The sequence below is a fragment of the Kitasatospora sp. NPDC051853 genome, assembly GCF_044452665.1.
Lineage (GTDB): Bacteria > Actinomycetota > Actinomycetes > Streptomycetales > Streptomycetaceae > Kitasatospora.
The window spans coordinates 225706-252015 of record NZ_JBITBY010000004.1 but is presented as its reverse complement, the minus strand read 5'-3'; the positions used below and the strand labels follow the sequence as shown (position 1 = coordinate 252015).

The window sequence follows — 26310 nt, the reverse complement described above, 5'->3', positions numbered from 1 at the left end:
GCACCACGTGTCCGGTTCATGGGCAGGCCTCGGATCCCGGTGCGATCCTTCCGGCGTGCACACCGGCCGGATCCGATCCCCGCCGTGACGTGCCCTCAGGCCGCCCGGTGTCCGCTGCTGCGCACTGCCCGTGCACCGTCACCTCCGAGCCGGAGAGAGCTGCCTCCATGCTGTCCGAGACCGAAGCCCCGCCCGCCGCCGCGGCGACGCCCTCAAGACCGCCCTTCTGGGTCGGCCTGCGCCCCCTCCTGCTGCGCCTGCACTTCTACGCCGGCGTCCTGATCGCGCCCTTCCTGCTGGTCGCCGCCTGCACCGGCGTCCTGTACGGCGCCTCGTACCAGATCGAGAAGGTCCTCTACTCCGACCAACTGACGGTCTCCCAGGTCGGCACCGCGCCCCGCCCGCTCTCCGAGCAGGTGGCCGCCGCCACCGCCGCCCACCCCGAGGGCAGCTTCGCGCTGGTCCGCACCTACGAGGACCGCGAGGCCACCACCCAGGTGCTGCTCAACTCGCCGAACGTGGCCGAGGGCAACCGGCTCGCCGTCTTCGTCGACCCGTACACCGCCAAGGCGCAAGGAGCGGTGGAGAGTTACGGCTCCACCGGTGCCCTGCCGCTGCGCGCCACGCTGGACAAGCTGCACACCAGCCTGCTGCTCGGCGAGTCCGGCCGGCTCTACAGCGAGCTGGCCGCCAGCTGGCTCTGGGTCGTGGTGCTCGGCGGCGTGGCGCTCTGGATCGGCCGCCGCCGCAAGCGCTACCTGCGTCCGGGCGGGAAGGTGACCGGCCGCCGCCGCACCCTCTCCTGGCACGGCGCCGTCGGCCTCTGGGCGGCGATCGGCCTGATCGGCCTCTCCGCCACCGGCCTGACCTGGTCCACCTACGCGGGCGAGAACGTCGAGAACCTGCGCACCTCGCTCAGCTGGTCCACCCCCTCGCTCTCCACCGCCATCGGCGCCGACCACACCGGGCACCAGGCGGCCGACAGCGGCTCCGGGGAGGCGGCGCCCGGTTCGGTGGGCCTCGACCAGGTGCTGGCGGCGGCCCGGAAGGCCGGCCTGAACGGCCCGCTGGAGATCACCCCGCCCAAGCCCGGCAAGGCCTACACGGTCAAGGAGATCGACCGGCAGGTGCCGGACCGCCTCGACCAGGTCGCGGTGGACCCGGCCTCCGGGCACATCACCTCCCGGCTGGACTTCGCCGACTACCCGCTGGCCGCCAAACTCACCCGCTACGGCATCGACCTCCACATGGGCCTCGCCTTCGGCCTGGTCAACCAGCTCGTGCTGGTCGCCCTCGGCCTCGCGGTGATCACCCTGATCCTGCTCGGCTACCGGATGTGGTGGCACCGCCGCCCCACCGGCGGCGCCATGGGCCGCCCCTACACCCGGGGCGCCTGGCGGCAGAACCCGGTCGCCGCGGTGGTCCTGCTCCTGCTGGCGATCCCGATCGGCTGGTTCCTCCCGCTGTTCGGGCTCTCGCTGCTGGCCTTCCTGGTCGTCGACGTGCTCCTCGGCCTGCGGCGCCGCGCGGCGGCCTGACGTCCACAAGAGCATCACCGCACCGCTCCCGTCCCGCCGGGCGGCTGACCACCGGTCAGCCGCCCGGCGGCGTTCTACCCTCGGGGCATGACGGACTTCCTGGTGGTCACCACCACCCACGAGAGCGAGCAGCAGGCCCGTGAGCTGGCGGGAGCGGCGGTCCGCGAACGCCTGGCCGCCTGCGCCCAGGTCTACCCCGTCCGCTCGGTCTACTGGTGGGACGGCGAGGTCCAGGACGCCGAGGAGTGGCGCATCGACCTCAAGACCCGCGCCGGACTGGCCACGGAGCTGCGGGAGTTCATCGCGGCCCACCACTCCTACGACACCCCGGAGGTGATCGCCGTCCCGGTCACCGACGGCAGCCCCGCCTACCTGGCCTGGCTCACCGCCGAGACCCGCTGAGGGCTCCCTCGCCCGCCCCGGGGCCGGACGTGCCTCGGGGCCCGCCGACGGTCGCGCGTGCGGCGGGCCCCGAGGGGTCGAGCAGGGTGGTGCGGGGTGGTGCTCAGGCGGCCGGGACGGCGGCCGCGGACGGGGCGGCCGGGGCCTGACGGGGTGCCAGGAGGCGCTCCGCCAGGTGGCCGAAGACCAGGCCGAAGGCGGCCCAGAGGACGGCCTGGATGCCCAGGGTGGCCACCCGGAACTGCCACAGCAGGGCGGCCGGGAAGGTCTCCCGGACCGCGTCGCCGTTGCCCGGCAGGAAGACGAACGCCACGGTGACGGCCGCCGCGAAGGCGAGGCCGGCCACCACGGAGGCGTTCCAGTTGCCCAGCCTCGGTGCCAGACGGCGGCCCAGGATCAGGGCCGCCACCCCGAGCAGCACGCTCAGCAGCACCATCAGGAAGAAGAGCGTGGTGCGCTTCCCGATGGTGTCCGGGTTGCCGACCGCGGGCGGCGTCGCCGGGTACTTGAGGAACGGCACCAGGTACACGGTGGTGAAGGCCGCCGCCGAGACCAGGGCGGCGGACGCCCTGGGCGAGAAGCGGCCGATCCGGCCGAGCGCGAAGCTGTACACCAGCGCGGCGATGCCGCCGAGCGCGACCCCGTAGACCAGGACACCGGTGGCCAGTCCGGCGGTCGACTGCATCGACCGGCTGACCAGCTCCTCTTCCTCCTCGGCGGCCGGAGCCGCCGGGGCGGCGGCGGTGTCGCCGCCGTGGACGTGCTGCGGTGCCGAGGCGGTGCTCTCCAGCGCGATCAACTGGTCGACCGGCCCTTCGCCGACGAAGAAGGCGAAGGCGAAGGCGATCACCCCGGCGACCAGGCCCGCGAGCATGCCACGGACCAGGAGGTTTCTGACAGTTGAGGCAGGCATGTTACGTGGCGCTCCGTCAGTGGCAGGGGAAACCGAGCAGGTGGCGGGCGTCGTGCACCCATTCGTGCACACCCGCACCGGAGAAGACGGAGGTGGCACCCTGCTCGGCGCCCACGAAGTAGAGCGCGACGAGCATCAGGGTGCCGACGAACGCCGCCCAGGGCAGGATCGCCCGGACGGGAAGGCTCCCGGCCGCCTCGGCGGCGGGAGAGACGATGGCCTGTGCCATGGCAGGACCTCCTTGGGGAACGCGCGTCCCAGTCGTTGGAGCTCGAACGACGGCCATCGGGTCTGACTCACCGCCAACTCCCGCACCGAGGTGGGGCGCTGTCGGCATACAGTGGCGCGACCGTGCCGGTTTCCCACCGGCTTCCGTCCTGCCGTCGTCATGTCGCTGCGAACCGTACCGCCATTCGGGTGCGGCGGCCAAGGGAGCGCGGAACGGCGCGGGCTTCGGCGAAATGCGCCGCTCCGGTTGCGATCCCGCGCCGGGGAACGGCAGTTGGACAGAACGGGAGTGACGGGTGACCACGCGGGTGACGTTCATCTCACCGGCCATCGGCGCGGAGCTGAGGGCCGCGGCGTTCGAGGACGGCGCAGGTCTCGACGCGTCCGGACGGGCCCGGGCGGCCGAGGCCGGCGCCCGACTCCGAACCGACGGTCACTCTGTCAACTCCCGTACCGCCGTGCACTCCCCGACCGCCCGCTGCCGGGAGACCGCCGAGGCGCTCGGCCTGCCCGCCACCCCCGAACCGGCCCTGGCCGCCTGGTCGATGGGCCGCTGGCGCGGCCGCACCCTGGAGGAGCTGACCACCACCGAACCGGCCGCCCTGGCCCAGTGGCTGGGCGACCCGGAGTCCGCCCCGCACGGCGGCGAGCCGCTCACCGCGCTCTGCGCCCGGGTGGCCGCCTGGCTGGACGCCCTCGCCGACGAGCTGCCCGACGGCCGCGTGCTGGCCGTCGTCGAACCGGAACTCGTCCGGGCCGCCGCCCTGCACGCCCTCGGCGCCCCGCCCTCCTCCTTCTGGCGGATCGACGTCCCCCCGCTCACCGCCACCGAACTGACCGGCCGCACCGGACGCTGGAACCTCCGCTGCGGCCGCCCGCTCGAACTCCTCTGACCCCGGCGCTACTTGCCCTCGGCCAGGGTGGCCGCGACCAGGGCGTTGGCGTGGCCGTGGCCGAGGCCGTGCTCGGACTTCAGCCAGGCGACCAGCTCCATGTGCCTGGTGAGCCGGGAGCTGCGGATCAGCTCCTGCCACTCGGCGATCGGGCGGCCGTACTTCTTCTCGATGGAGGGGAAGTAGCTGGCGGGGCCCTTCACGGTGTTCTCGGCCATGTCGTCCGTCCTGTCGTCTCGTGCCGCACGTTCTCATGAGGGAGGACCGCGCGGCGGTGCCGGACTCATCGCCGCGCGGACGTGATCCACGTCACACGCGCGAGGGCGCCGGCACCGTGCGGTGCCGGCGCCCTGCGCCGTGCGGATCAGCCCTTGGCGAGCAGCCCGTTCATGGTCGCGATCTCGGCGCTCTGGCCGCTGATCACGGCCCCGGCCAGCTCCTTCGCCGGGCCGAACGCGCCCTTCGCCCGCTCCTCCTCGGCCATCGTCACCGCACCGGTGTGGTGGGCCACCATCAGCTTGAGGAAGGCCTTGTCGAAGGCCGCCCCGGTGGCGTCCTTGAGCGAGGCCATCTCGGCCTCGCTCATCATGCCGCTCGCCCCGGCACCGTGGCCGGAGTGGCCGCCGCCCGCCTGGGGCACCTGCTCGCCCCAGGCGGTCAGCCAGCCGGACATGGTGGCGATCTCCGGGTCCTGCGCCTTGCGGATCTGCTCGGCGAGCTGCTTCACCTCCGGCGCGGAGGCCCGGGTGCCGGCCAGCTCGGCCATCTCCAGCGCCTGCCGGTGGTGCGGGATCATCCCCTGCACGAAGGCCAGGTCGGTCGCGTTGTACGGCTTGGCGGAAGCGGTGCCGGAGGCGGGTGCCGAGGCGACGGCCGAGACCGTGGCCGAGGCCGAGGCACCAGAGTGGCCGCCGGAGTGCTCGGAGCCGCTGCCGCCGCTGCCGCAGGCGGTCAGCAGCAGGCCGCCCGCGAGGAGCGCGGCGGTGGCGAGCGAGGTACGGCGGATCAGCTTGCTGTTCATGGGTTTCGGTTCTCCTGCGCATCGGTCGAGTGGGGGCTGGGGTGACCGGCCGCCCTATCTGCGCAGGACCTGGAGCTCCGTCAGGTCGGGCGGCGCCCGACCGCCCTCCGGCTGACCGTCCGTCAGCCCGCCCACCGGGCAGGCCGCCCGCTCCGGGACCGCCGACGGCGCCGGCCCGGGCGGCGGCGGGACGAACGGCGCGGCCACCGCCCCCGCCAGGCACATCGGCCCGGCGTGCAGGTCGTGCCCGCCGCCTCCCCCGTCGCCGTGCCCGGGCGCCCCGTGCTGCCCGTGGTGCTCCCCCGCCGCCATCGCGACCGCGGGGGCGGGCGGTGCGGCCGGCGAACCGGGCACCGCACCGAGGCCGTGCATGCCGAGCACCCCGAGCAGCGCGGCCAGCACGAGCAGCACCCTCGCGGGGGCTCGGCGGCGGCGGTGCTCGGGGTGCACGGTGCTGTCCTTCTGGTGGCGGTTCGTCAGGGAATCAGTGGTGCTGGTGCTCACCGTGGCCCTCGTGACCATGGTGACCCTCGTGGCCCTCATGACCCTCGTGCCCGTGGTGACCGGCGTGGCCCTCATGGCCTTCGTGGCCCTGGTGCCCCTCGTGCCCGGCGTGGTCGCCGTGGCCCTCGTGGCCACCGCCGTGGTAGGCGTGCACCACCGCGTGGCCCTTGCCCCGGGCGATCAGCCAGCGGTTGACCGGGACGGTCAGCACGAAGGCCACCACCAGCGAGAAGGCCAGCGCGAGCCAGAACAGCACGCTGCCCAGACCGGCGTCCATCGCCCCCGGCACCCCGACCATCACCGAGTTGTCCACGATCTCCATCACGATGATCGAGACGGTGTCGGCCGCCAGCGCCACCTTCAGCGCGCTGCCGAGGTCCAGCCCGGCCTTCAGGACGCCCCGCATGGTGAGGGCGTAGCCGAAGACGAACGCCAGGGCGACCGAGAGGACCACGGTCGCGCCGTTGTGGAGCCCGAGTGCGGTTCCGATGATCATGCCGAGCACCTCGCCGATGGCGCAGCCGGTGAGGCAGTGCAGGGTCGCCTGTGCCGCGCCTCGCCAACTCCCGCCGCCCGACTGGTGGCCGTGGTGCATGTGGTGCTGGTGCTGGTGCTGGTGCTGGTTCATGAGATCTCCCCGTGCTCTCGTTCGCCCTCCCGGACGATGAACAACATATACCCCCTGGGGGTATCCCGCAATCAGTGCTTGTGGCCGTCGGCGAAGTGCCCGGTGCCGCTCGGCTTCGGGCTCGACGGCGGCGGCGAGGACGGCGGGACGGACCCGGGCGCCGACCCGGGAGCCGCCGCGGACGGCTGGACGGACGGCGTCGCGGCCGGGGCGGACGCCGGCGCCGCCGGGGCCTCCTCGTGCTCCTCCTCCCCGCCGTGGCTGTGGCTGTGGCCGCCCGCCGGGACGTCCAGGCCGGCCGCGACCTGCCGCAGCCCGGCGAAGGCCACCAGCGTGACCACCAGCACCGCGAGCCCCGGCAGCCCGAGGATGCGCCGGGCCGGGCGCTCGGCCTCCTTGACGACGTAGGCGAGGAAGGAGAGCAGCAGCCCCAGCGGGACCAGCACGGCGGCCCGGTTCGGGAAGTCCTCGAAGTGCTGGAGGCCGCCGCTGAGCATCCCGATGCCGAAGGAGAGCGCGAGCGAGCTGCCGAGCACCAGCACCAGCCGCCCGGGCGAGGTCCGGCCCGGGCTCTGCAATTCGGCGAGGACGGCCGCGCAGAGGAAGACGGCGGCCCCGGCCAGGCCGATCACGGTGTAGCGGGCCGGGTCGAGCGGGTGGTGGACCACGGCCCCGCTGATCAGGCCGGCGCCGACGAAGTAGCCGACGTACCCGAGGTAGCGGCTGAGCAGTGCGGGCTGCCGGGCCCTGGCCCGGCGGCGGGCCGCCGCCCTTCCCGGGGGCGGCGCGAGCGGCGGGCCGGGCGGATCGGTCGGGCCTGGCCGTGAACGGCCGGGGGTGGTGGCGGAACGGCGGACGGATGGTGCGGAGGAGGACATGGGCCGGCCTTCGGGCACGTGGCGGAGCCGGTTGCCCACGGCGGCGGACGGCACGCGGGCACGGCGGAGCAGGGGCGCGACCCGCCCGGCGTCCGTCGGTGGAACGCCGCGCGGGTGGGCCCCGCTAGATCCGCAGTCTGCCCGGTGAGGGTCCGTCAGCCGGGGGCGGCCGGGCCTCGGCCCGTCCCGCCGCCCCGGCGGCGCAGCGGAGCCCGTACGGCTCCGGCAGGGCGAGGACCACGGCGGCTCCCGGCACCGGCAGGTCGACCCCCTGGGCGGGCTGGCCGGACAGGCAGGCGTGCATGCCGTGCCCGTCCTCGGAGGAGTCGCCGCCCCCGTCGTGACCCCGGCCGTGGCCGTGGTCGTGGTCGTCGCCGTGCCCGTGGGGTTCGCCGGCCGCGCGGGGTTCGCCGGCCTCATGGACCGGGGTCGTCTCGTGGGCCTGGGCGACCGCTCCGGCCAGGTGGTGGCCGGACGGGCCCTCGGCGCCCAGTCCGTGCGAGAGCGCGACGGTGAGGACCAGGAGCAGCGCCGCCCACCAGCCGACCGCGCTGCCGCGACGGCGGCCGCGGCTCGGTGACTGGCTGGGCGCTGGCATGAGCGCGATCCTAACCGAGGCCCGCCGGAGCCCGGAGGCACTTCAGGCGGTCCCGGAGCCCGTCAGCGCGCGGTAGTCGGCGCCGCTGCGCACCAGGGCCTCCACCTGCCCGGGCCCCATCGGCCGGTCGAAGAGGTAGCCCTGGCCGAGCGGGCAGCCCATCGTGGCCAGCAGCTCGCGCTGGCGGGCGGTCTCGATGCCCTCGGCGATCACCCGCACGCCCAGGGTCTCGGCGATCCTGGTGATCCCCTCCACCAGTGCGTACTGCTGCGGGGAGTCGTCCAGTCCGTCGATGAAGGACTTGTCGATCTTCAGGATGGTGATCGGGAACTCCCGCAGGTAGCTGAGCGAGGAGTACCCGGTGCCGAAGTCGTCGATGGCGAGCCGGATGCCGAGCTCGCTGAGCGCCGTCAGGTCCGCGCGGACCCGGTCGTCCCGCCGCATCAGGACGCTCTCCGTCAACTCGAGCACCAGGGAGCCCGGCTCCATGCCGACCCGGTCCAGGGTCTCCCGGACCACGTCCACGAAGCCGGGGTCGCGGAACTGACGGGCCGAGACGTTGACGCTGACATACCACTCCTCCGGCGGGCGCGGGCCCACCGCCCCGGGGCCGGCGGCCCGCCAGCGGGCCGCCTCGGCGGTGGCCCGGCCGAGCACCCAGGCGCCCAGCGGGACGATCTGCCCGCTCTCCTCGGCCAGCGTGATGAACTGCTCCGGCGGCACCATCCCGCGCTTCTCGTGCGGCCAGCGCACCAGCGCCTCGAAGCCCTCCAGTCCGCCCGTGTCGAGCGCCACGATCGGCTGGTAGAGCAGGTTGAACGCGGACCCGGCGACGGCGCTGTGCAGGCTCTCCTGGAGCTCGTGGCGCTCGATCATGCCCTCCTGGAGGACCGGCTGGAAGCGCCGCCACTGCCGCTTGCCGGCCGCCTTGGCCGCGTACATCGCCAGGTCGGCGTGGGTGAGCAGCTCGGCCGAGTCGCAGCTGTCCTCGGTGGTGGCCACGCCCAGGCTGATCGAGACGTTCAGCGGGCCGCCGCTGAGCCGGAACGGCTCGTCGAAGGCGCGGATCACGTGCTCGGCGAAGCCCTCCGCGTCGGCGGGGCTGCGGGCGTCCTCCAGCAGGACGGCGAACTCGTCGCCGCCGAGCCGGGCGGCGGTGTCGGAGGCCCGGGCCATGGTGGCCAGCCGGAGCGAGACGGCGACCAGGAGCTCGTCGCCGACGCTGTGGCCCATGGTGTCGTTGACCACCTTGAAGTCGTCGATGTCGATCAGCAGCACCCCGGCGGCCTGGCCGCCGCGCTCGCCGCGGCGGAACGCCTGGGTGACCCGGTCGTGGAAGAGCACCCGGTTGGCCAGGCCGGTGAGCGAGTCGTGGAAGGCCCGGTGGCTCAGCTCGCGCTCCAGCTGGCGCTGTTCGGTGACGTCCCGCAGGGTCAGCACCAGGCCGGCCACGGTCGGGTCGCCCCGCAGGTCGCTGTGCCGGACCTCCACCTCGATCAGCACCCCGTCGGGGCGCAGCATCCGCCAGTGCTCCTGGCGCTCCCGGGCGCCCGGGCCGCGCATCTGCTCCAGCGCGCCGACCACCGCGAGCGCCTCCTCCGGGGGCACCAGGGAGACGATCGGGGTGCCCACCAGGCCGGGGCGGCCGAGCACCCGGTCCGCCGAGCTGGAGGCGTAGCGGACCCGGTCGTCCTCGTCGAGGATCAGGATCACGTCGGAGGCGTTCTGCACCAGGCTGCGGAAGTAGGCCTCGCTGTTGCGGCGGTTGACCTCCTGGCTCAGGGTGATCCGCTCCAGGGCCAGCGCGGCCTGCGAGGTGAGGGCACCGAGGGTGTCGGTGAGGGCGGCCAGCTCCTGCTCCGCGCCACCGACGATCAGCACGCCGATCAGCGGGTCACCGGTCGGGCGGTCCTGCAGGGCCAGCGGGCAGACCAGGGCGTGCGTGGCACCGGCCAGCGCGCCGGAGAGCCCGGAGCCGAGGTCGGCGGCCCGGCACTGGTGGGTACGCCTGGTGGCGGCCAACAGGTGGACCGCGCGCGGCACTTGGAGCAGCGGCCAGTCGCCGTCCCGGCCGTGGGAGATCTGGAAGCGGACCCGGCCGTGGTCACTCAGCCCGAGCAGCACCCGGCGGCGCGGGTCGGCCGGGGGCAGCGCGGCCACCGCGGCCCGCAGCGCCGCCGTGACCTCCTCGACCCGGGTGGCCGCGGCCAGTGAGCTGACCGCCACCCGCAGCACCCGCTCGCGGGCCACCGCCTCCCGGTGGGTGGAGACCACCAGGGCCAGCCGGGCCAGCACCAGCAGGTAGAGCAGGGCGGAGAAGGCGGCCACCACGCCGACGTTGCTGATGTCCCCGGCGAAGGCGTCCACCAGCAGGATCGCCGGGGCGACCAGGGCGGCGGTGGTGAGCAGCACGATCCGCCCGCGCGCCACGTCGGGGGTGCGGGCGCGCAGTGCGGGCCTGGTCATGGTGACCATCGAGGGGTGCAGCGCGGCCACGCCCCAGGCGGTGTAGAAGGCCGCCCAGCCGAGGTCCACGGGCGTGCCGATCCGCCACATCCCGTGCAGCTGGATCAGGCCGAACGCGATGTCCGAGATGAGCATGCCGAGGGTGCCGACGGTGAGCAGCCGCAGCGACCAGCTGCGCGGCCCGTGCGGCACCAGCAGGCGCAGCAGCAGGGCCAGCACCAGGATGTCGCCGAGCGGGTAGGCGATCGAGAACGCCTTCTGAACCCACGTCAGTTCGGAGTTCTGCGCGGAGGGCAGCACCAGGTAGATCCAGAGCAGCAGCCCGAGGCCGGTGGTGAGGGTGAGCGCGTCCAGCAGGCTGCCGCGGTCCCGGCCGGCGCTCCGGCGGCGGACGAAGACCAGCAGCCCGGCCGCGTAGAGGGGGTAGGTGAGCAGGTAGAACCCGTCCGCGATGGAGGGGAACGGGTTGACCAGGTGGAGCAGTTCGGTCTGCACCACCTCGGCGACCTCGCCAGCCGTGAAGGAGAGGTTGGCCGCCGCGAGCAGGAACCACGGGAGCGGGTGCGGCGGGCGGTTGCGGAGCGTGCCGAACACGATCGCCGCCACGCCGCTCAGGCCGATGCCCGTCCACCAGATGATCCGCTGGTCCGGGTGCGCGTAGTACATCGACGTCAGGAGCGCCATCCAGCCGAGGAGGAAGAGCGCCGGGTACGGCCAACGCCATCTTGTCATCGCGGCCTCTGGGCACGGAGAGCGAATGGAATTCCCGACCAGGATACCTGACGGGTTATTCGGCGGCGTATATTCGGAATCAGATCACCGGGGGGCTCCGGAGCACACCGGGAGGGCCGAGGTGACAGACCGTGAAATGCGGGTGACGGTGGTCAACGACCAAGGGCAGCACGCCCTCTGGCCCGTTCCGTCGGAGATCCCGCGGGGTTGGCGGCAGGTGGGCCCGGCCGGGTCGCCGGAGGAGTGCGCGGCCCGGGTGGACGCGAGCTGGACGGATATCCGGCCGAATTCACCGGCCGGGCCCGACGTGCGTACGGTACCGGAACTCATCGCGGACCGCGCGCGGGAAATGCCGGACCATCCCGCGGTGATTTCGGAACACGGGTCGCTCGATTACGGGGAGTTGGACCGCCGGGCCGACCTGCTGGCCGCCCGGCTGCGCGCCCGTGCCCACGCGCACGGCGACGGGCCCGGCCGCGGTCCCGGAGCGCAGCCGCTGGTGACGGTCTGTCATGACCGGAGCCCGAACCTGATGGTCGCGCTGCTGGCCGTGCTGCGCGCCGGGGCGGCCTTCCTGCCGCTGGACCCGGGGCTGCCCCGGCAGCGGCTGGCCCGGCTGATCGAGGACTCGGGCTCGGCCCTGGTGCTCACCGACTCGGCGCACACCTGGCTGGCCCCGCACACCCTCGCGGTGGACGGCCCCGAGGAGCGGACCCCGACGGCCGTTCCCGGACTGCCGCCGCCCGCACCGGACGACCCGGCGTACCTGATCTACACCTCCGGCTCCAGCGGCACCCCGAAGGGGGTGATGGTCAGTCACCGTTCACTGGCCACCGTGCTGGCCGGGCTGGTCGAGGCGTACGGGCTGGGGCCCGGGGACCGGGTGTTCCAGCTCGCCGCGCTCGGTTTCGACACCTCGCTGGAGCAGCTGTTCGCACCGCTCACCGCCGGGGCCACCGTGGTGCTGGCGGACCGGCGGGGCTGCGCCCCGAGCGAGCTCTGGGGGCGGCTGGCCGCGCACCGGATCACGGTGGCCGACCTGACGCCCGCGTACTGGCACCAGTACCAGAACGCCATCGAGCGGGACGGCCTGCGTCCCCTCGGGCTGCGGCTGATGATCGTCGGCGGCGAGGCGGTCGCGGCCGAGGACTGCCGCCGCTGGTTCCGGCTCCGGCCCGGAGTGCGGCTGGTGAACGCCTACGGCCTGACCGAGACCACGATCACCTCCACGCTCTGCGAGCTCTCCCCCGCCGTGCTGAACGGGCCCGAGGACGCCCCGGTGCCGATCGGGCACCCGGTGTCCGGCGCCACCGTGCACCTGCTGGACGAGCGGCTGCGGCCCGTCCCGGACGGCGGGACCGGCGAGCTGTACATCGGCGGGGCGGGGGTGGCGATCGGCTTCTGGCACCAGCCGGGGCGGACCGCCGAGCTGTTCCTGCCCGACCCGTTCGCCGCCACCCCCGGGGCCCGGATGTACCGCACCGGGGACCTGGGGCGGCGGCGGGCCGACGGCGAGTTGGAGTACCTGGGCCGGCTGGACCGGCAGGTGAAGATCCGCGGCTACCGGGTGGACCCGGCCGAGCTGGAGGCCGCACTGGCCGCCCACCCGGCGGTGGACCGGGCGGTGGCGGTGCCCGAGGACGGCGCGCTGGCCGCCTTCTACACCACCCGGGCGCCGGTGGCCGAACCCGAGCTGCGCGCCCACCTGGCCGAGCGGCTCCCCCGGTACATGCTCCCGCCCCGGCTGGCCGAGCTGGCCGAACTGCCGCTGGACCACAACGGGAAGCTGGACCGCCGCGGCCTGCTGCTCTCCACCCCGCCGCTGACCGCCACCGAGCCGGACCGGGCCACCCCGCTCGGCACCGGGGTGGCCGAACTCTGGTCCCGGATCCTCCAGTTGGAGCAGGTCGGCCCGGAGGACGACTTCTTCGTGATCGGCGGCGACTCGCTGCTGGCCACCGAGATGCTGGCCCGGGCCCGGATCATGTTCGGCATCGGCGTCAGCCAACTCCGCTCGCTCACCCGGGCGTTGCTCCAGGAGCCGACACTGGCCGCGTTCACCCGGAACACCCAGGCCGCCCGGGCCGGGACGCTCACCTCCGGCGACCGGCCGACCGACTTCGCCGCCGAGGCGGCGCTCGGCGTCCCGGTCCGGACGACCGGCGGGCCGCCGCCCGACTGGCGGCACCCGCGCGAGGTCCTGCTCACCGGCGCCACCGGCTTCTGCGGCATCCACCTGCTGGACGAGCTGCTGACCACCACCGACGCCCGGGTGCACTGCCTGCTGCGCGGCGAGGACCCGCAGTCCGCCCTGGCCCGGCTGCGGGCCGCCGGGCTGCGGCACCTGCTGCGCGATCCGCTGAACGGGCCGCAGGCCGGGCGGGTGGTACCGGTGCTCGGCGACCTCGGGCAGCCGCTGCTCGGGCTGACGGAGCGGGAGTTCGGCGCCCTGGGCGACAGTCTGGACCTGGTGGTCAACTGCGGCGCCCGGGTCAACTTCGTCTATCCGTACGGCGAGTTGAGCGCCGCGAACGTGGCCGGGGTGCGCGAGCTGGTCCGGCTGGCCGGCTGGTCGCGCGGGATCCCGCTGCACCACGTCTCCAGCATGTCGGTGCTGGCCGGGTACGGGGCGGCCGGGGTGCGGCAGGTCACCGAGCGCACCCCGCTCGGCTTTCCCGAGCACCTCTCGGTCGGCTACGCGGAGACCAAGTGGGTGGCCGAGGAGCTGCTCCGGCAGGCGGCCGAGGCCGGACTCCCGGTCACCGTGCACCGGTTGAACGACGTGACCGGCGCCCAGGACACCGGGGTGATGAACCCCGGCACCGAGATGTGCGCGCTGATCCGGCTGTTCGCCGACGCGGGGTGCGCCCCCGACGTCGACCTGCCGCTGGACTTCCTGCCCGCCGACTGCTTCGCCCGCGCCCTGGTCCACCTGGCGACCCACCAGGAGGCCGTCGGCCAGGCGTACCACCTGACCACCGACCCGGGGCATCCGCTGATCGGCGAACTCGCCGCCCGGCTACGGGCCTTCGGGTACCCGGTGGAGGATCTCCCCTACCGGGACTGGGTCAGCCGGTACGCCGAGTACGCCGCCGGGCACCCGACCCACCCGGCCACGCCGTTCCTGCCGCTGTTCGTGGACCGCTGCGCCGGGCGGCCCGAACTGACCGTCAGCGAGATGTACTTCCGGCGCACCTTCCCGCGCTTCGGGCGCGAGCAACTGGTGGCCGGGCTGGCCGGCAGCGGGATCGTCTTCCCGCCGGTGGACTCCGCCCTGCTGGACCGCTACCTCAAGCACCTGATCGGCACCGGGTACCTGGCGCCGCCGACCGTCCCCACGGCGGGGTGAACCGGTGCCCTGGTGGGAGGAGTTGGAGCTGGAGGGGGCTCCGGCGGACGGGCCGGTGGCCTTCGGCGGGGCGCTGGACCCGGTGACGCTGCTCGGGGCGTACCGGGCCGGGCTCTTCCCCTTCCCGGCGGGCGATCCGGCGGTGACGGCCTTCAACGAGGTGCGCTGGGAGGACGGCCCGGCGGTGGTGGTCGGCGGGGCCGACCCGTACGCGCTGGCCTGGTGGTCGCCGGACCCCCGGCCGGTGCTGGCGGCCGGGGCGCTGCGGGAGCGGGGCAGCTGGGAGCTGACGGTGGGGCGGGCCTTCGGGCGGGTCCTGGAGGAGTGCCGGGTGGGGCGTGAACCCCGGTGGCTGACGGACGAGTTGGCGGACGCGCTGGTGGAACTGCACCGGCGCGGGTGGGCGGAGAGCGCGGAGGTCTGGGAGGACGGGGAGCTGGTGGGCGGGGTGTACGGGGTGCGGGTGGGGCCGGTGCTGAGCCTGGACTCGATGTTCCACCGTTCCCCCGGGGCGGGGCGGGCAGCGGTGGCCGGGCTGGGGGCGAGGTTCGCGGAGGCCGGGGGACGGGTGCTGGACGTGCAGTGGGACGGGCCGCACGTGCGGCGGCTGGGGGCGGAGGGGATGGACCGGAGCGCCTTCCTGGCGCTGCTGCGGGAGCCGGAGGTGGGGCCGCTACGGGCCGTCGGGGAGGGCTAGTTCGCGGTCGGTGCCGATGAGGGAGCGGTCGTGGGTGATCAGGACGACCGCGAGGCCGGTGCGGCGGCGGAGGTCGGCCAGGTGGCCGAGGACGCGGGCCCGGCCCGGGGCGTCCAGGCCGGAGGTGATCTCGTCGCAGACCAGGACCCGGGGGCGGGCGAGCAGGGCGCGGGCCAGAGCGGCCCGCTGGAGTTCGCCCCCGGAGAGGGTGGCGGCCCGGCCGTCGAGGGGGACACCGAGGGCGGTGAAGGCCTCGGCGGCCTCGGCGCGGGCCGCGCGGGTGGAGCGGCCGTGCAGGCGGACGGCGGCGCGGGCCGCCTGGTGGAGCACGGGGCGGTGGTCGTCGAAGGCGGCGCGGGCGTCCTGGAGGACGTACTGGACGGCGGCGGTCTGGGCGGCGGTGCGGGAGCGGAGGCTCGGCGGGAGGGGGTGGCCGTCCAGGCGGACGGTGCCGCGGTGGTGGACGTGCAGGCCGGCCAGGCAGCGGCCGAGGGTGGTCTTGCCGCTGCCGGAGCGGCCGGTGAGGGCCAGGCACTCGCCGGGGGCGAGGGTGAGGGAGACCTCGGTCAAGGCCCGGGTGCCGTTGGGGTGGTGGGCGGTGAGGCGGTCGACGGTGAGGACGTGGTGCGGGCGCTCGCTTGCAAGTGGCTGTGCGTTGCCGGGGATCAGGTGAAGGGCTTCCGGTTCGCGCCCACGCGGCGGAGCCGCACATGTCACAGTCTCGCGCCCCTGACGGCCCTTCGGGCCGCGAGGGCCGCCAGGGTCGCCGGGGGCGAGGAGGTGGCGGGTCCAGGGGTGGGTGGGGTGGGAGAGGACGTCGGCGGCGGGGCCGGACTCGACCGGGCGGCCGTCCTTGAGCACCACCACCTCGTCGGCCAACTGCCGGACCGCGTCCAGGTCGTGGCTGAGCAGCAGGAGTCCGAGGCCCTCCCCCACCAGGGCCGCCAGCTCCGCCACCAGGCGGGCCCGGGTGGCCGGGTCCTGGCCGGTGGTGGGCTCGTCGGCGACCAGCAGGCGGGTGCCGGAGAGCAGGGCCTGGGCCAGCACCACGCGCTGCTGCTGGCCGCCGGAGAGCTGGTGCGGGAAGCGTCGCAGCAGCTCCTGCGGCCGCTCGACCCGGGCCCGGGCCAGGGCACGGGTGACCGCCTCCGCGCTGCCGAGCTCGCGGAGCTGGGGGCCGATCCGGCGGGCCGGGTTGAGCACCGTGGCCGGGTGCTGCGGGACGTGGCCGACCGGGCCGGGCGGGGTGCGGACCGTGCCCGAGAGCCGGGCGCCGGGCGGGAGTTCGCCGAGGACGGCCAGGCCGGTGGTGGTCTTGCCGCTGCCGGAGGCGCCGAGCAGGGCCGTCACCCGGCCCGGACGGACCGTCAGGCCGACGCCGTCCACCAGCACCCGCCCCGCCACCTCGATCCGCAGGGCCTCCACCACCAGGAGCTCGGTCACCGTCGTCCGTCCCGTCCGTGCAGGGCTGCGTCGAGCAGCAGGTTGGTGCCCATGGCGAGGGCGGCGATCAGGGCGGCGGGGAGCACCACGGCCCAGGGCTGGAGGTCGATGCCCGGGCGGTTGCGGTCCACCATGACCGCCCAGTCGGCGGCGTCCGGGGCCACGCCGACGCCGAGGAAGGCGGCGGTGCTCACCAGGTAGAGCGAGCCGACCAGGCGGGTGCCGGCGTCGGCGGCCAGGGTGCGGCGGAGTTCGCGCACGGTGTGGCCGAGGGCGATCCGCAGCCAGGACTCCCGGTGCATCCGCATCGCCTCGACCACGGGGCGGGCGGCCACCTCCAGGGCGGCGGCGTGCACCACCCGGGCGGCGTCCGGCACCGCGACCAGGGCGACCAACAGGGCCAGTCCGGCCGGGCCGGGCTCCAGCGCGGCGGCCACCAGCAGCACCAGGATCAGCGAGGGGACCGCGAGCAGCACGTCCAGCGGCCGCATCAGCAGCTCCTCGGCCCAGCGCCGGCCGGTGAGCGCGGCGGTCAGGCCGACGGGGAGGGCCAGGGCGTAGACCAGGGCGGTGGCGGCGAGCGCGACCAGCACCACCGAGCGTCCGCCGAGCAGGAGTTGGCGCCACACGTCCCGGCCGGTGAAGTCGGTGCCGAGCCAGTGCCCGGGGCCCGACGCCGCGTACGACACCCCGCGCGGCCCGGCCTCCCCGGCCAGCCAGGGGCCGGCCACGGCCAGCGCCAGCGGCACCGCCACCAGCGCGGCGCCCAGCAGGTAGCGGCCCGCGCGCGGCAGGGGCCGGCCCGTGCGGCGGCGCGCCGGGCGGCCCGCCGGGCTCTCGCCGGGGGCGGGCCGGCCGATGACGGGGAGTCGACGGCCGAGCAGGGTGCGGAAGCCGGCGTCCTGCCGCTCGGGGCCCTTCGCCGTGCTGTGCGGTGTCATGCCGTCACCTCCGACCGGGGCGCGAAGCGGCGGGCCACCAGGTCGGCGGCCAGGTTGAGGACCACCGCGAGCAGGGCGAAGACCACGGCCAGGCCCTGGACCACCGGGACGTCCCGGGCCGCGACGGCGTCCAGCAGAACGCTGCCGAGGCCGGGCAGCACGAAGAGCGACTCGACCACCACCACGCCGCAGAGCAGCCAGTCGCAGGTGCGGGCCAGCTGCTGGGCGGCCGGGGCGAGGGAGTTGGGGAGCGCGTGCAGCCACTGCACCCGCCATTCGGGCACGCCGTAGCGCCGGGCCTGGCGGACGTACGGGCGGGCCAGGGCCTCGATCATCCCGGCCCGGACCAGGCGGCTGATCGAGCAGACCGGCCGGGCCAGCAGCACCAGCACCGGGAGGACCAGGACCGCCGGGTCGGCCCCGATGCCGCCCACGGCGGTGGGCGGGAGCCAGCCGAGGTGGAGGGCGAGGACGGTGACCAGCAGCACTCCGAGGGCGAACTCCGGTGCGGCGTAGACCGCGAGGGTGGTGGAGCTGATCAGCCGGTCCAGCGGGCCGCCCTCCCGGCGGGCGGCCAGCATGCCGAGCCAGACGGCGAGCGGCACCAGCGGCAGCAGCACCAGGGCGGCCAGCAGCAGGGTGGTGCCGAGCCCGTCGGCGAGGTAGTCGCCGACCGGGCGTCCGGTGACCAGGGAGTGGCCGAGGTCGCCGCGGAGCAGTCCGCCGAGACGGTCCAGGAAGCGTTCCACCGGCGGGTGGTCCAGCCCCATCGCCTCGCGCAGCCGGGCGATCCGCTCCGGGTCGGGGCTGTCCCCGGCCAGGGCCACGGCGGCGTCGCCGGGCAGCGCCTCGGTGAGCAGGAAGACCAGGACCAGCACCGCCGCCGACTGGACCACCCCGAGCAGCAGCCTGCGGACCAGCCAACTCCCGGCCGGGGAAGGGCTCATGCCAGCCAGACCCGGTCGAACCGGGCCCAGTCCAGGGTGTTGGCCGGGGCCTCGCGGGAGACGCCGCGGACCTTGGGGGCGGTGGCCACGATCCAGTCGGCGAAGCCCCAGATCAGGAAGCCGCCCTCCTCGTGCAGCCGGCGCTGCATCCGCCCGTAGAGCGCGGCGCGGGCGGGCTCGTCCCGGGTGGACTGGGCCTGGCGGTAGAGCTCGTCGAAGTCCGGGTGGCGCCAGTGGGTGGCGTTGGTGGTGGAGTCGGAGAGCAGGCGCTGGGAGAGGTGCGCCTCGATCGGCATCGCGCCGGAGCGGTAGGAGGCGAGGACGCCGCCGTCCAGCACGTCCTTCCAGTAGGTGTCCTTGTTGCCGACCTTCACCTCCACGGTGACCCCGGCCTTGGCGGCCTGCTCCTTGAGGATCCCGGCGGCCTCGACGAAGCCGGCCGCCACCGGCGAGGTGTCCAGCGTGACCTTGAGTCCCTCCTGCCCGGCCTCCTTGAGCAGGGCCCGGGCCCGGTCCAGGTCCTGGGTGCGCTGCGGGAGTTCGGCGGCGTAGTACTGGGCGCCCTTGCCGAAGAGGTCGTTGCCGATCTCCCCGGCGCCGGAGAGGGCGCCGTCGACCAGCTCCTTGCGGTCGGCGAGCAGGAAGAAGGCCTTGCGCACCCGGGGGTCGTCGAAGGGCGGCCGGTCGGTCTTCATCACGAAGCCCTGCATGGCGGAGTTGCGCAGCCGGACCACCTCGATCCGGCCCCTGCCCTCGTGGGCCCGGGCGGTGGCGGGGTGCAGCTCGTGGGCGTAGTCGGCCTGTCCGCCGAGCAGGGCGCCGATCCGGGCGGACTCCTCGTTGGCCACCAGGAGCTCCAGCTCGTCCAGGTGCGGGGCGCCCTCCCAGTAGTCGGGGTTGCGCCGGACCAGCAGCGAGCCGCCGGGCTTGAAGGAGACGAAGCGGAACGGCCCGGAGCCGACCGGCGCGGTGAACTCCTGGGTGCCCTCGGGGATCACGTAGGCCCCGAACGCGGCTAGCACGTTGGGGAATTCGGCGTACGGGCGCTTGAGCCGGAACTCGACGGTGGCCGGGTCGACGGCCCGGCTGGCGGCCAGGTCGATCGGCTCCAGGGAGGCCCGGGCCCGGAACGCCTTCTTCGGGTCGGCGATCCGCCGGTAGCTGTACAGCACGTCGGCGGCGGTGACCGGGCGGCCGTCGTGGAAGGCCGCCTTGCGCAGCCGCACCGTCCAGACGTCCAGGGTGGCGTTCGGCTCCCAGCCGGCCGCCAGGCGGGGCACGGCGGCCAGGTCGGAACCGGAGTCGGCGAGCTTGTCGTAGAGCGTCTTGGCCCGGGCGGCGTCCACGAAGAGGTTGGCCAGGTGCGGGTCGAGGGTCTCGTTGGTGCCGCCGCCGGCGAAGACGGCGCGCAGGCGGCCACCGCTGCGGGGGAGGTCGCCCCCCGCCCCGGCGGCGGTGGGCGCGGCGGCCCGGGAGCAGGCCGCCGCCCCCAGGGTGGCGGCGGAGGCCAGCAGGACGGTGCGGCGGGGTATCGGACGGAGCGTCAAGGTCAGCTGCTTTCGGTTCGGTTGACGAGTCTGGCGACCAGGTGGATCCGGTCGGAGTCGGCACTGTCGGCGGGCGCGGCGCCCTCCGCCCAGGCCGGTTCGGTGCGCGGGCCGGGGCGGTCGTAGAGGGCGAGCACCTCGAGGCCGTGGGCGGCCAGCAGGTACCGCAGCTCCTGCGGGAAGAGCAGCCGCCAGGCGGAGTGCTGGACGGTGATCGGGCCGAGGTCGGTGCTCCAGGCCCGGGTGCGGCGCAGGAGTTGGGCGCCGTGGTCGATCCGCAGGGTGGTGCTGGAGGTGTAGCGGACGCCCTGGTGCTCGACGGCGTCGGTGCGGACGGTGTCCAGCAGGTCGGTGCGGCCGAGGAAGTAGGCGCCGTTGCGCATCTCGGCCACCAGCAGGCCGCCGGGGGTGAGGTGGGCGCGGACGGCGGAGAGCAGGGCGTCCAGGTCGGCGTTGGTGTGGCAGTAGAGCAGGGCGCTGTCCAGGCAGAGCACGGCGTCGAACCGCCGTTCCCCCAGGCCGGGTTCGCGCATGTCGCCGAGCAGGTACTCCGGGCCCGGGTGGTGGGCGCGGGCGTGCTCGACCATGGCCGGGGAGCTGTCCAGGCCGACCACCTCGCGGCCCGCCGAGCGGTGCAGCCAGGCGGCGTCCCGGCCGGTGCCGCAGCCGAGGTCCAGCACCCGGGGGCCGGCGCCGTACTCACGGAGCACGGACTCGGCCCAGCGGGCGGCCAAGTGGGCGGGGTCGGGGAAGCGGAGTTCGTACAGCTCGGGGGTGTCGGTCAGCAGGTTGCCGCCGTCCGTCCCGGCGACGGCGCCAGCAGCGGTTTCGGTGTCGGTGGTCATGTCGGGGCTCCGAGGGGGGAGTTGGGTTCGGGGAGGGAGTCGCGGCGGCGGGCCACCGCGGCCGCGCAGGCCAGGCCGAGGGCACCGCAGAGCAGCCAGGGCGCCCAGTGCGAGGTGTCCATGGCCCAGCCGACCGCCGCGTTGCCCAGGGCGGCGGCCAGGCCGGAGACCAGGTAGAAGACGCCGTAGTAGGTGCCGGTGAGCCGTTCGCGGCCGAAGGCGGGTATCAGCTCCAGCACGAAGGGCTGGGAGATCATCACGCCGATCCGCAGCAGCACCACGGCCAGCAGCACGGGTACCGGCCCGGGCAGCAGCAGCGGGGGCAGGAAGCCCAGCCCGGCCACCAGCATCCCGCAGGCTATCCACCGCCCCCGGCCGCCGAACTGCTGGAGCCGGGCGGTGATCCGGAGCTGGAGGGCGAGGTTGACCACCGTGCTGACCAGGAAGAGCAGGCCGACCGCACCCTCCCAGCCGGTGGTCTCCCTGGCCGCCTGCGGCAGCAGCAGGTAGAGCTGGCTCTCCAGGGCGTAGAGGCCGACCAGCGCCAGCGAGAAGGCGAGGAAGGGCCGGTCGGTGAGCACCTCCCGCCAGTCGCCCAGCACCCGCGTACCGGCCGGCTCCACCGTGTGGGCGGGCAGCACCAGGGCCTGGGCCACCGTCAGCAGGGCGAAGATCCCGGCGGCGGTGAGCGCCGCGACCCGGAAGTCCACCAGCAGCAGGACGGTGCCGAGCACCGGGCCGAGCAGCGCGCCGGTGTTGGCGAAGACGCTGAACAGGGCGAAGGCCTCCGCCCGCCGCTCCCCCGACTCCTGCGCCAGGTAGGCCCGCACGGCCGGGTTGAACAGCGCCCCGGCCAGCCCGCTGAGCAGCGAGGCGGCGAGCAGCACCGGCAGGCCGTCGCCGAGGGCGAACAGGCCGAACCCGAGGGTGCGCAGGCCGCAGCCCGCGATGATCACGCCCCGGGCGCCGAGCCGGTCGGCCGCCGAACCGCCCAGGATGAACAGGCCCTGCTGGCTGAGGTTGCGCACCCCGAGCACCACGCCGACGGCCACCGCCGACATCCCCAGGTCCCCGCCGAGGTGGGTGGCGAGGTACGGGATCAGCAGGTAGAAGCCGGTGTTGACGCCCAGTTGGTTGACCAGCAGCAGCCGGACCGGGAGCGGGAACGAGCGCAGGGCGCGCAGCGTCCTCACGTCTCGGAGCCGGACGGCCGGGGGTGCTGCCCGGGCTCGGCCGGGTGGACGCCCAGGCCCGCCCGGTCGGCGGCGCGGACCACGCCGTCGGTGCCGCCGATACCGCGCCAGGGGTCGTACCGGAGCAGCAGGTGACCGTCCAGGTCCACCCAGCGGGCCCGGTCCACCAGGTGCACGGCGGGGGCGATGCCGAGCGAACTGGCCGTCAGGCAGCCGAGCATGACGTCGGTGCCGGTGCCGTGCAGGGCCGCGCAGATCCGCAGCGCGGCGGAGACCCCGCCGCACTTGGCCAGCTTGACGTTGACCCCCTGCACCCGGCCGGCCAGCCGTTCGGCCTCCTGCTCGGTCGCGGCGTCCTCGTCGGCGATCACCGGCAGCGGGGAGGAGGCGGCCACCTCGGCCAGCCACTCCGGGTGGCCGGGAGCGGTGGGCTGTTCGACGGCGGTGACGCCGAGCTCGGCGAAGCGCGGGATCAGGTCCAGTGAAGTCCCCACCGTCCAGGCCCCGTTGGGGTCGAGCAGCAGCTCGGCGTCGGGGGCGCCGATCCGCACCGCGGCCACCCGGGCCAGGTCCTCGGCCGGATCGGGCGAACCCGCCTTGACCTTGATCACCCGGAATCCGGCCACCGCCAGCCTGGCCGCCTCGGCGGCGGCCCGGACCGGGTCGGTGATGCCGATGGTGCGGGCGGTGGCGGCGATCGGCGGGCGGAGCGTGCCCAGCAGCTGGTGCACGGGGGCACCGGCGCGCTTGCCGACCAGGTCGAGCAGGGCGGACTCCACCCCGGCCAGCACCCCGGGCGCCGGCTCCTTGAAGGGGGTGTCCTGGCGCTGGAGTTCGACCAGGGCGGTCTCCGGGTCCGGGTAGCGGGCCAGGTCCAGCTCCGCCACCTCGCGGCGGATCCGCTCGGTCGGCAGTTTCAGGTACTCGCTGGCCACCACCTCCCCGTAGCCGCTCAACCCGCCGTGGCGGACGGCGAGTTCGACCGCGTCGCGGGCGGCCATCACCGAGCGGGAGATCCGCAGCGGTTCGGTCAGGGTGAGCTGCACCACCCGTATGTCGAGCTTCACTTCCGGTCCTCCGGTGTGCCGTGGGCCAAGGGGTCGACGACGGTGCGGCAGCGGGCCCAGCCGGACACCTCGACGGCGCCCGGGTGCGGGATCTCCACCGGCCGGGTGACCGGCACCGGCAGGTCGCGGGCCCGGCACCAGTCGTCGTCGTAGACGGTGCCCAGGTAGCGGTGCGGTCCGTCCGGGAAGACGGTGGCGACCACCGCGCCGGGCTGGACCCGGGCCGCCCAGGCGGCCACCAGGGCCACCGCCCCGGTCGACCAGCCACCGCTGACGAAGCTGTGCCGGGCCAGCCGGCGGCAGGCGTCCACCGCCTCGGCCGGGCCGACCCAGTGCACCTCGTCGAAGTGCCGGTAGGCGACGTTGCGCGGGTGGATGCTGCTGCCCAGCCCGCGCATCAGCCGGGGCCGGGCCGGCTGGCCGAAGATGGCCGAGCCGACCGAGTCCACCCCCAGCACCCGCAGCCGGGGCCAGCGGCGGCGCAGCGGCTCCACCAGTCCCGCGCTGTGGCCGCCGGTCCCGACGCTGCACACCAGCACGTCCAGGTGGTCGAGCTGGTCGGTCAGCTCGCGGGCCATCGAGAGGTAACCGGCCGCGTTGTCCGGGTTGTTGTACTGGTCCGGCCAGTACGCACCGGGGTTGGCGTCGAGCACCTCGCGCAGCCGGGCCAGCCGGGCCGCCTGCCAGCCACCCTGCTCGGCGGGGCGGTCGACCAGTTCGAGGGCCGCCCCGTGCGAGCGGAGCAACCGCCGCATGGAGGGCTCCAGTTCGGCGTCCCCGACCAGGATCACCGGATGACCGAGCGCCTGCCCGGCGAAGGCCAGCCCGAGCCCCAGGGTCCCCGAGGTGGACTCCACCACCGGTGCCCCGCAGCGGAGTTCACCGCGGGCGTGGGCGCCGCGGAGCATCGCGACGGCGGAGCGGGCCTTCATGCCGCCGGCCGCGAGGTGCTCCAACTTGGCGTAGAAGCCCGGTTGTTCGTGCGGCAGCGGGGCGGTGATCCGGGCCAGCGGGGTGTGGCCGAGCAGGGCGAGCAGCTCGGGGCGGGCGGTGGTGGCCTCGGCGGTCACGGTGCTCAACGGGGACCTCCGTACAGGTGGATGGTGCCCGGGTTGCCGTCCAGCCAGAAGAACGGGTAGGGCTCGGCGCTGACCGCCGTGACGCCCTCGTGCAGCAGCTGCGGCAGGACGGCGCTGCCGGTCTGGGCGAACATCACCAGGGGGGTGGCGGTGCGGCGGGCGTGGGCGGCGAAGGTCTCGAAGCTGCCGTTGCCCAGGGTCATGCCCGAGACCAGCATCGCGTCGCAGTCGGCGAGTTCGGCCACGGCGTCCCGGTGGACCTCCTCGCCCCACTCGGTGCGGCCGCCCTTGAGGTCGCAGGGGGCGTAGGCGGTGCCGCGCTCGCGCAGGCACTCCAGGAGGGAGTTGACCACCCCGACCACCAGCACCCGGCGAGCCGTGGCGGGGACCAGGCCCACCACGGCGGCGGCGCGGGCCCGGGACCGCTCGATCGAACTCCCGCCGGGGACGGGGACGTCCCGGGCCCCGTTGGCGGGGGTGTGCGGGCGGGCCAGGGCGAGGAAGGCGTCCAGCGCGGCGATCCGCACGGGCTGCGGGACGGGCCGCGCCAGCAGCTCGGCCACGGTCGCGCCCACGTACTCCTCCAGCGGGGGCAGCTGCCCGGGCTCGACGGCACAGGACCCGACGGCCTTGCCGACCCGCAGGCTGAGCACCTCGTTCCGGTACCCGCCGGAGCGGCCGTCGTGCCGCACCGCCTGACTGGTGGCGAAGGCCACCGCGACCCGCTCGGCGGCGGGGTCGAGACCGTAGGCACCGGCCAGCACGCGCTCGACCAGCCGCCCCACGGCCCCGTCGGCGGCGCAGGGCGCGCCTGCGGCCCGTTCCGGCGCGGCGGCGCGGGGCGCGTCGTCGGCCGGCCGAGGTTCCGCGACGCCGGGGGCGACCGCGGTGGGACGGGGGTCGGGAAGCCTCTCCGAGGGCCCGCTGCCGGGGCGGGCCGGGCCGGCGGCGGGCTCGGGGGCGGGGCTCGGGTGGGGGTGGTCACGGAGCAGGGTGGTGTTCCGGTGGGGGGTCATACGCGGGCCGCCTCTTCGGTGTAACAGGGGGTCAGGCGGGCGAGCAGGCGTTCGGCGGTGTCGAGGGCGCCGGGGCCGTCGGTGTCGGTGGTCATCAGGTGGCCGAGGTACTCGTTGTTGCTGACGGCGCGGCGGACCTGGCGGCCCGGGTCGGCGAGGGTGAGCTCGACCACGGCCGGGTCACGGGAGACCTGGTCCGCGCCGTCGACCGCCGTCAGCAGGCCGTCCCGCTCGGGGAGCAGGAAGGTGACGGCGGCGCTGGCCACGCCGGTCGGACGGACCGTCAGGTCGGGCTCGCGGCCGAGGGCGACGTCCACCGCCGCGGCCGCCAGGTCGATGCCGGACACCCGGCGGACCAGCTCGGTGATCCGGTTCCCGGCCGGCCGGGGGTTGACCTCGACCACCCGGGGGCCGCGCGGGGTGAGCTTGACCTCGGTGTGGGCCACCACCTGGTCGAGCCCGAGGGCGGCCAGCGCGGCGACCGCCGTCGAGACGGCGGCGGCGGCGTCGCCCGGGTCCAGCGGTGCCGGGAACTGGTGCCCGGTCTCGATGAAGGCGGGCGCCCCGCCGATGCTCTTGCTGGTGACGCCGACCACCTCCGTCCGGCCGCCCCGGGAGACCGTCTCGACGCTCACCTCGGGCCCGGCGAGCAGCTCCTCCAGCAGCACCACCGGCTCCCTCCGCTGCCCGCGCGCGTTCGCCGGGAACTCGTCCAACTCCCGGTAGGCCGCCAGCAGTTCCGCCTCGTCGGCGACCTTGCGGACCAGCATCCCGGCGCACAGGTCGACCGGCTTGACCACCAACGGGTACCCGGCCGAGGCCGCCGCCGCGACGGCCTCGACCCGGTCCCGGCAGAGCGCGTACCAGGGCCCGGGCACTCCGGCCGCCGCCAGCCGCTCCCGGGTCAGGTCCTTACGACAGGCCGCCTCGACGGCCGCCGCCGAGGGACCCGGAAGGCCGAGTCGTTCGGCCACCAGGGCGACCGTCGGCAGGTAGTAGTCGCAGGAGGAGACCACCCCGTCGAAGCCGAGCACACCGTGCAGCCGTTCGACGTACGGCAGCAGGACGGCCGGGTCGTTGGTGTCGGCGGTCAGCACGTTGGCGGCGGCGAGCAGCGGGTGGGCGGTGTCGCCGGGGGCGGCCCGCAGGTAGTGGTGCAGGTCCCTGGTCAGGAAGGTGAACCGGTGGCCGCCCTCCCCGATGGCCCTGGGCAGCAGCCTGCTCATCGACCCGACCCAGCTCTCGATCACCAACAGATGTGCCACGGGGCTTCCTCTCCTCCACCCGACAGGACGGTGTGAGGCAGCAACGTACTCGACACGCGTTTTCATTTTCAATACAGCTACATGGAAACCGTTTCCATGTAGGCTGTGATCCCGCACACC

The 26310-nt window shown here is 75.0% G+C and carries 23 protein-coding genes, 1 pseudogene and 1 riboswitch; of the genes and pseudogenes, 5 read left to right on the top strand and 19 right to left on the bottom strand.

The features are described from left to right. The first annotated feature begins 167 nt into the window (after nucleotides 1-167). Both ACIA8O_RS13365 and cutA read left to right on the top strand, forming a co-directional pair. Nucleotides 168-1538 (top strand): PepSY-associated TM helix domain-containing protein, encoded by a 1371-nt coding sequence (locus ACIA8O_RS13365; RefSeq protein ID WP_396293823.1) that lies wholly within the window; start codon nucleotides 168-170, stop codon nucleotides 1536-1538. A gap of 87 nt (nucleotides 1539-1625) precedes the next feature. After that, entirely contained in the window at nucleotides 1626-1940 is a 315-nt protein-coding gene (gene cutA / locus ACIA8O_RS13360; protein WP_396293822.1) for a divalent-cation tolerance protein CutA, read from the top strand. 103 nt (nucleotides 1941-2043) lie between these two features. Here cutA and ACIA8O_RS13355 read toward each other — a convergent pair whose 3' ends face one another. Together ACIA8O_RS13355 and ACIA8O_RS13350 are read right to left on the bottom strand one after the other, a co-directional pair. Further along, complete coding sequence (locus ACIA8O_RS13355; protein ID WP_396293821.1) at nucleotides 2044-2853, bottom strand: CbtA family protein; 810 nt, start codon at nucleotides 2851-2853, stop codon at nucleotides 2044-2046. A gap of 16 nt (nucleotides 2854-2869) precedes the next feature. Beyond that, on the bottom strand, nucleotides 2870-3082 hold the full coding sequence (locus ACIA8O_RS13350; RefSeq protein ID WP_396293820.1) for a CbtB-domain containing protein: 213 nt from the start codon (nucleotides 3080-3082) through the stop codon (nucleotides 2870-2872). 60 nt (nucleotides 3083-3142) lie between these two features. Next, nucleotides 3143-3227, bottom strand: a riboswitch (cobalamin riboswitch). 150 nt (nucleotides 3228-3377) lie between these two features. On the opposite strand from ACIA8O_RS13350, the gene ACIA8O_RS13345 reads away from it, so the two are divergent. Further along, nucleotides 3378-3974, top strand: coding sequence for a histidine phosphatase family protein (locus tag ACIA8O_RS13345; protein ID WP_396293819.1), 597 nt, complete (start codon nucleotides 3378-3380; stop codon nucleotides 3972-3974). A gap of 8 nt (nucleotides 3975-3982) precedes the next feature. Here ACIA8O_RS13345 and ACIA8O_RS13340 read toward each other — a convergent pair whose 3' ends face one another. The 7 genes and pseudogenes from ACIA8O_RS13340 to ACIA8O_RS13310 form a co-directional block, all read right to left on the bottom strand. Continuing rightward, complete coding sequence (locus ACIA8O_RS13340) at nucleotides 3983-4192, bottom strand: DUF4287 domain-containing protein (RefSeq protein ID WP_396293818.1); 210 nt, start codon at nucleotides 4190-4192, stop codon at nucleotides 3983-3985. 146 nt (nucleotides 4193-4338) lie between these two features. Further along, complete coding sequence (locus ACIA8O_RS13335; RefSeq protein WP_396293817.1) at nucleotides 4339-4995, bottom strand: DUF305 domain-containing protein; 657 nt, start codon at nucleotides 4993-4995, stop codon at nucleotides 4339-4341. Between the two features lie 54 nt (nucleotides 4996-5049). After that, nucleotides 5050-5499 (bottom strand): DUF6153 family protein, encoded by a 450-nt coding sequence (locus ACIA8O_RS13330; protein ID WP_396293816.1) that lies wholly within the window; start codon nucleotides 5497-5499, stop codon nucleotides 5050-5052. A 139-nt stretch (nucleotides 5500-5638) separates the two neighbouring features. After that, nucleotides 5639-6127, bottom strand: a pseudogene (locus tag ACIA8O_RS13325) (DUF4396 domain-containing protein); the annotation flags it as partial. Nucleotides 6128-6198: 71 nt separating this feature from the next. After that, a complete protein-coding gene (locus ACIA8O_RS13320) occupies nucleotides 6199-7005 on the bottom strand; it encodes a hypothetical protein (protein ID WP_396293815.1) in 807 nt (268 codons plus the stop codon). A 124-nt stretch (nucleotides 7006-7129) separates the two neighbouring features. After that, nucleotides 7130-7603, bottom strand: a complete 474-nt coding sequence (locus ACIA8O_RS13315) for a hypothetical protein (protein WP_396293814.1) — start codon at nucleotides 7601-7603, stop codon at nucleotides 7130-7132. 42 nt (nucleotides 7604-7645) lie between these two features. After that, nucleotides 7646-10801 carry a putative bifunctional diguanylate cyclase/phosphodiesterase gene (locus ACIA8O_RS13310; RefSeq protein WP_396293813.1) on the bottom strand — a complete coding sequence of 1052 codons (3156 nt, stop codon included), beginning with the start codon at nucleotides 10799-10801 and terminating at the stop codon, nucleotides 7646-7648. A gap of 25 nt (nucleotides 10802-10826) precedes the next feature. On the opposite strand from ACIA8O_RS13310, the gene ACIA8O_RS13305 reads away from it, so the two are divergent. Both ACIA8O_RS13305 and ACIA8O_RS13300 read left to right on the top strand, forming a co-directional pair. Next, nucleotides 10827-14150 carry an amino acid adenylation domain-containing protein gene (locus ACIA8O_RS13305; RefSeq protein ID WP_396293812.1) on the top strand — a complete coding sequence of 1108 codons (3324 nt, stop codon included), beginning with the start codon at nucleotides 10827-10829 and terminating at the stop codon, nucleotides 14148-14150. A gap of 4 nt (nucleotides 14151-14154) precedes the next feature. Next, nucleotides 14155-14847, top strand: coding sequence for a leucyl/phenylalanyl-tRNA--protein transferase (locus tag ACIA8O_RS13300; RefSeq protein ID WP_396293811.1), 693 nt, complete (start codon nucleotides 14155-14157; stop codon nucleotides 14845-14847). Here ACIA8O_RS13300 and ACIA8O_RS13295 read toward each other — a convergent pair. The 10 genes from ACIA8O_RS13295 to ACIA8O_RS13250 are packed head-to-tail and all read right to left on the bottom strand — an operon-like array spanning nucleotide 14824 to nucleotide 26190. Then, nucleotides 14824-16290 (bottom strand): ABC transporter ATP-binding protein, encoded by a 1467-nt coding sequence (locus tag ACIA8O_RS13295; RefSeq protein WP_396293810.1) that lies wholly within the window; start codon nucleotides 16288-16290, stop codon nucleotides 14824-14826. The genes ACIA8O_RS13300 and ACIA8O_RS13295 overlap by 24 nt on opposite strands. Further along, entirely contained in the window at nucleotides 16287-17231 is a 945-nt protein-coding gene (locus ACIA8O_RS13290) for an ABC transporter permease (protein WP_396293809.1), read from the bottom strand. The genes ACIA8O_RS13295 and ACIA8O_RS13290 overlap by 4 nt, the downstream gene beginning before the upstream one ends. Beyond that, nucleotides 17228-18178, bottom strand: a complete 951-nt coding sequence (locus ACIA8O_RS13285; RefSeq protein ID WP_396293808.1) for an ABC transporter permease — start codon at nucleotides 18176-18178, stop codon at nucleotides 17228-17230. Before ACIA8O_RS13285 ends, ACIA8O_RS13290 begins: the two co-directional genes overlap by 4 nt. Next, nucleotides 18175-19731, bottom strand: coding sequence for an ABC transporter substrate-binding protein (locus ACIA8O_RS13280; protein ID WP_396294251.1), 1557 nt, complete (start codon nucleotides 19729-19731; stop codon nucleotides 18175-18177). The genes ACIA8O_RS13285 and ACIA8O_RS13280 overlap by 4 nt, the downstream gene beginning before the upstream one ends. Continuing rightward, nucleotides 19728-20570 (bottom strand): class I SAM-dependent methyltransferase, encoded by an 843-nt coding sequence (locus tag ACIA8O_RS13275; protein ID WP_396293807.1) that lies wholly within the window; start codon nucleotides 20568-20570, stop codon nucleotides 19728-19730. Before ACIA8O_RS13275 ends, ACIA8O_RS13280 begins: the two co-directional genes overlap by 4 nt. Further along, the gene (locus ACIA8O_RS13270; protein ID WP_396293806.1) at nucleotides 20567-21763 is read right to left on the bottom strand and encodes an MFS transporter; all 1197 of its coding nucleotides are present in this window, start codon (nucleotides 21761-21763) and stop codon (nucleotides 20567-20569) included. The genes ACIA8O_RS13275 and ACIA8O_RS13270 overlap by 4 nt, the downstream gene beginning before the upstream one ends. Then, entirely contained in the window at nucleotides 21760-22830 is a 1071-nt protein-coding gene (locus ACIA8O_RS13265; protein WP_396293805.1) for a mandelate racemase/muconate lactonizing enzyme family protein, read from the bottom strand. The genes ACIA8O_RS13270 and ACIA8O_RS13265 overlap by 4 nt, the downstream gene beginning before the upstream one ends. Then, on the bottom strand, nucleotides 22827-23909 hold the full coding sequence (locus tag ACIA8O_RS13260; protein WP_396293804.1) for a pyridoxal-phosphate dependent enzyme: 1083 nt from the start codon (nucleotides 23907-23909) through the stop codon (nucleotides 22827-22829). The genes ACIA8O_RS13265 and ACIA8O_RS13260 overlap by 4 nt, the downstream gene beginning before the upstream one ends. Then, nucleotides 23906-24925, bottom strand: a complete 1020-nt coding sequence (locus ACIA8O_RS13255; protein ID WP_396293803.1) for a Rossmann-like domain-containing protein — start codon at nucleotides 24923-24925, stop codon at nucleotides 23906-23908. The genes ACIA8O_RS13260 and ACIA8O_RS13255 overlap by 4 nt, the downstream gene beginning before the upstream one ends. Further along, nucleotides 24922-26190 (bottom strand): ATP-grasp domain-containing protein, encoded by a 1269-nt coding sequence (locus ACIA8O_RS13250; protein ID WP_396293802.1) that lies wholly within the window; start codon nucleotides 26188-26190, stop codon nucleotides 24922-24924. The genes ACIA8O_RS13255 and ACIA8O_RS13250 overlap by 4 nt, the downstream gene beginning before the upstream one ends. Nucleotides 26191-26310 lie beyond the last annotated feature (120 nt).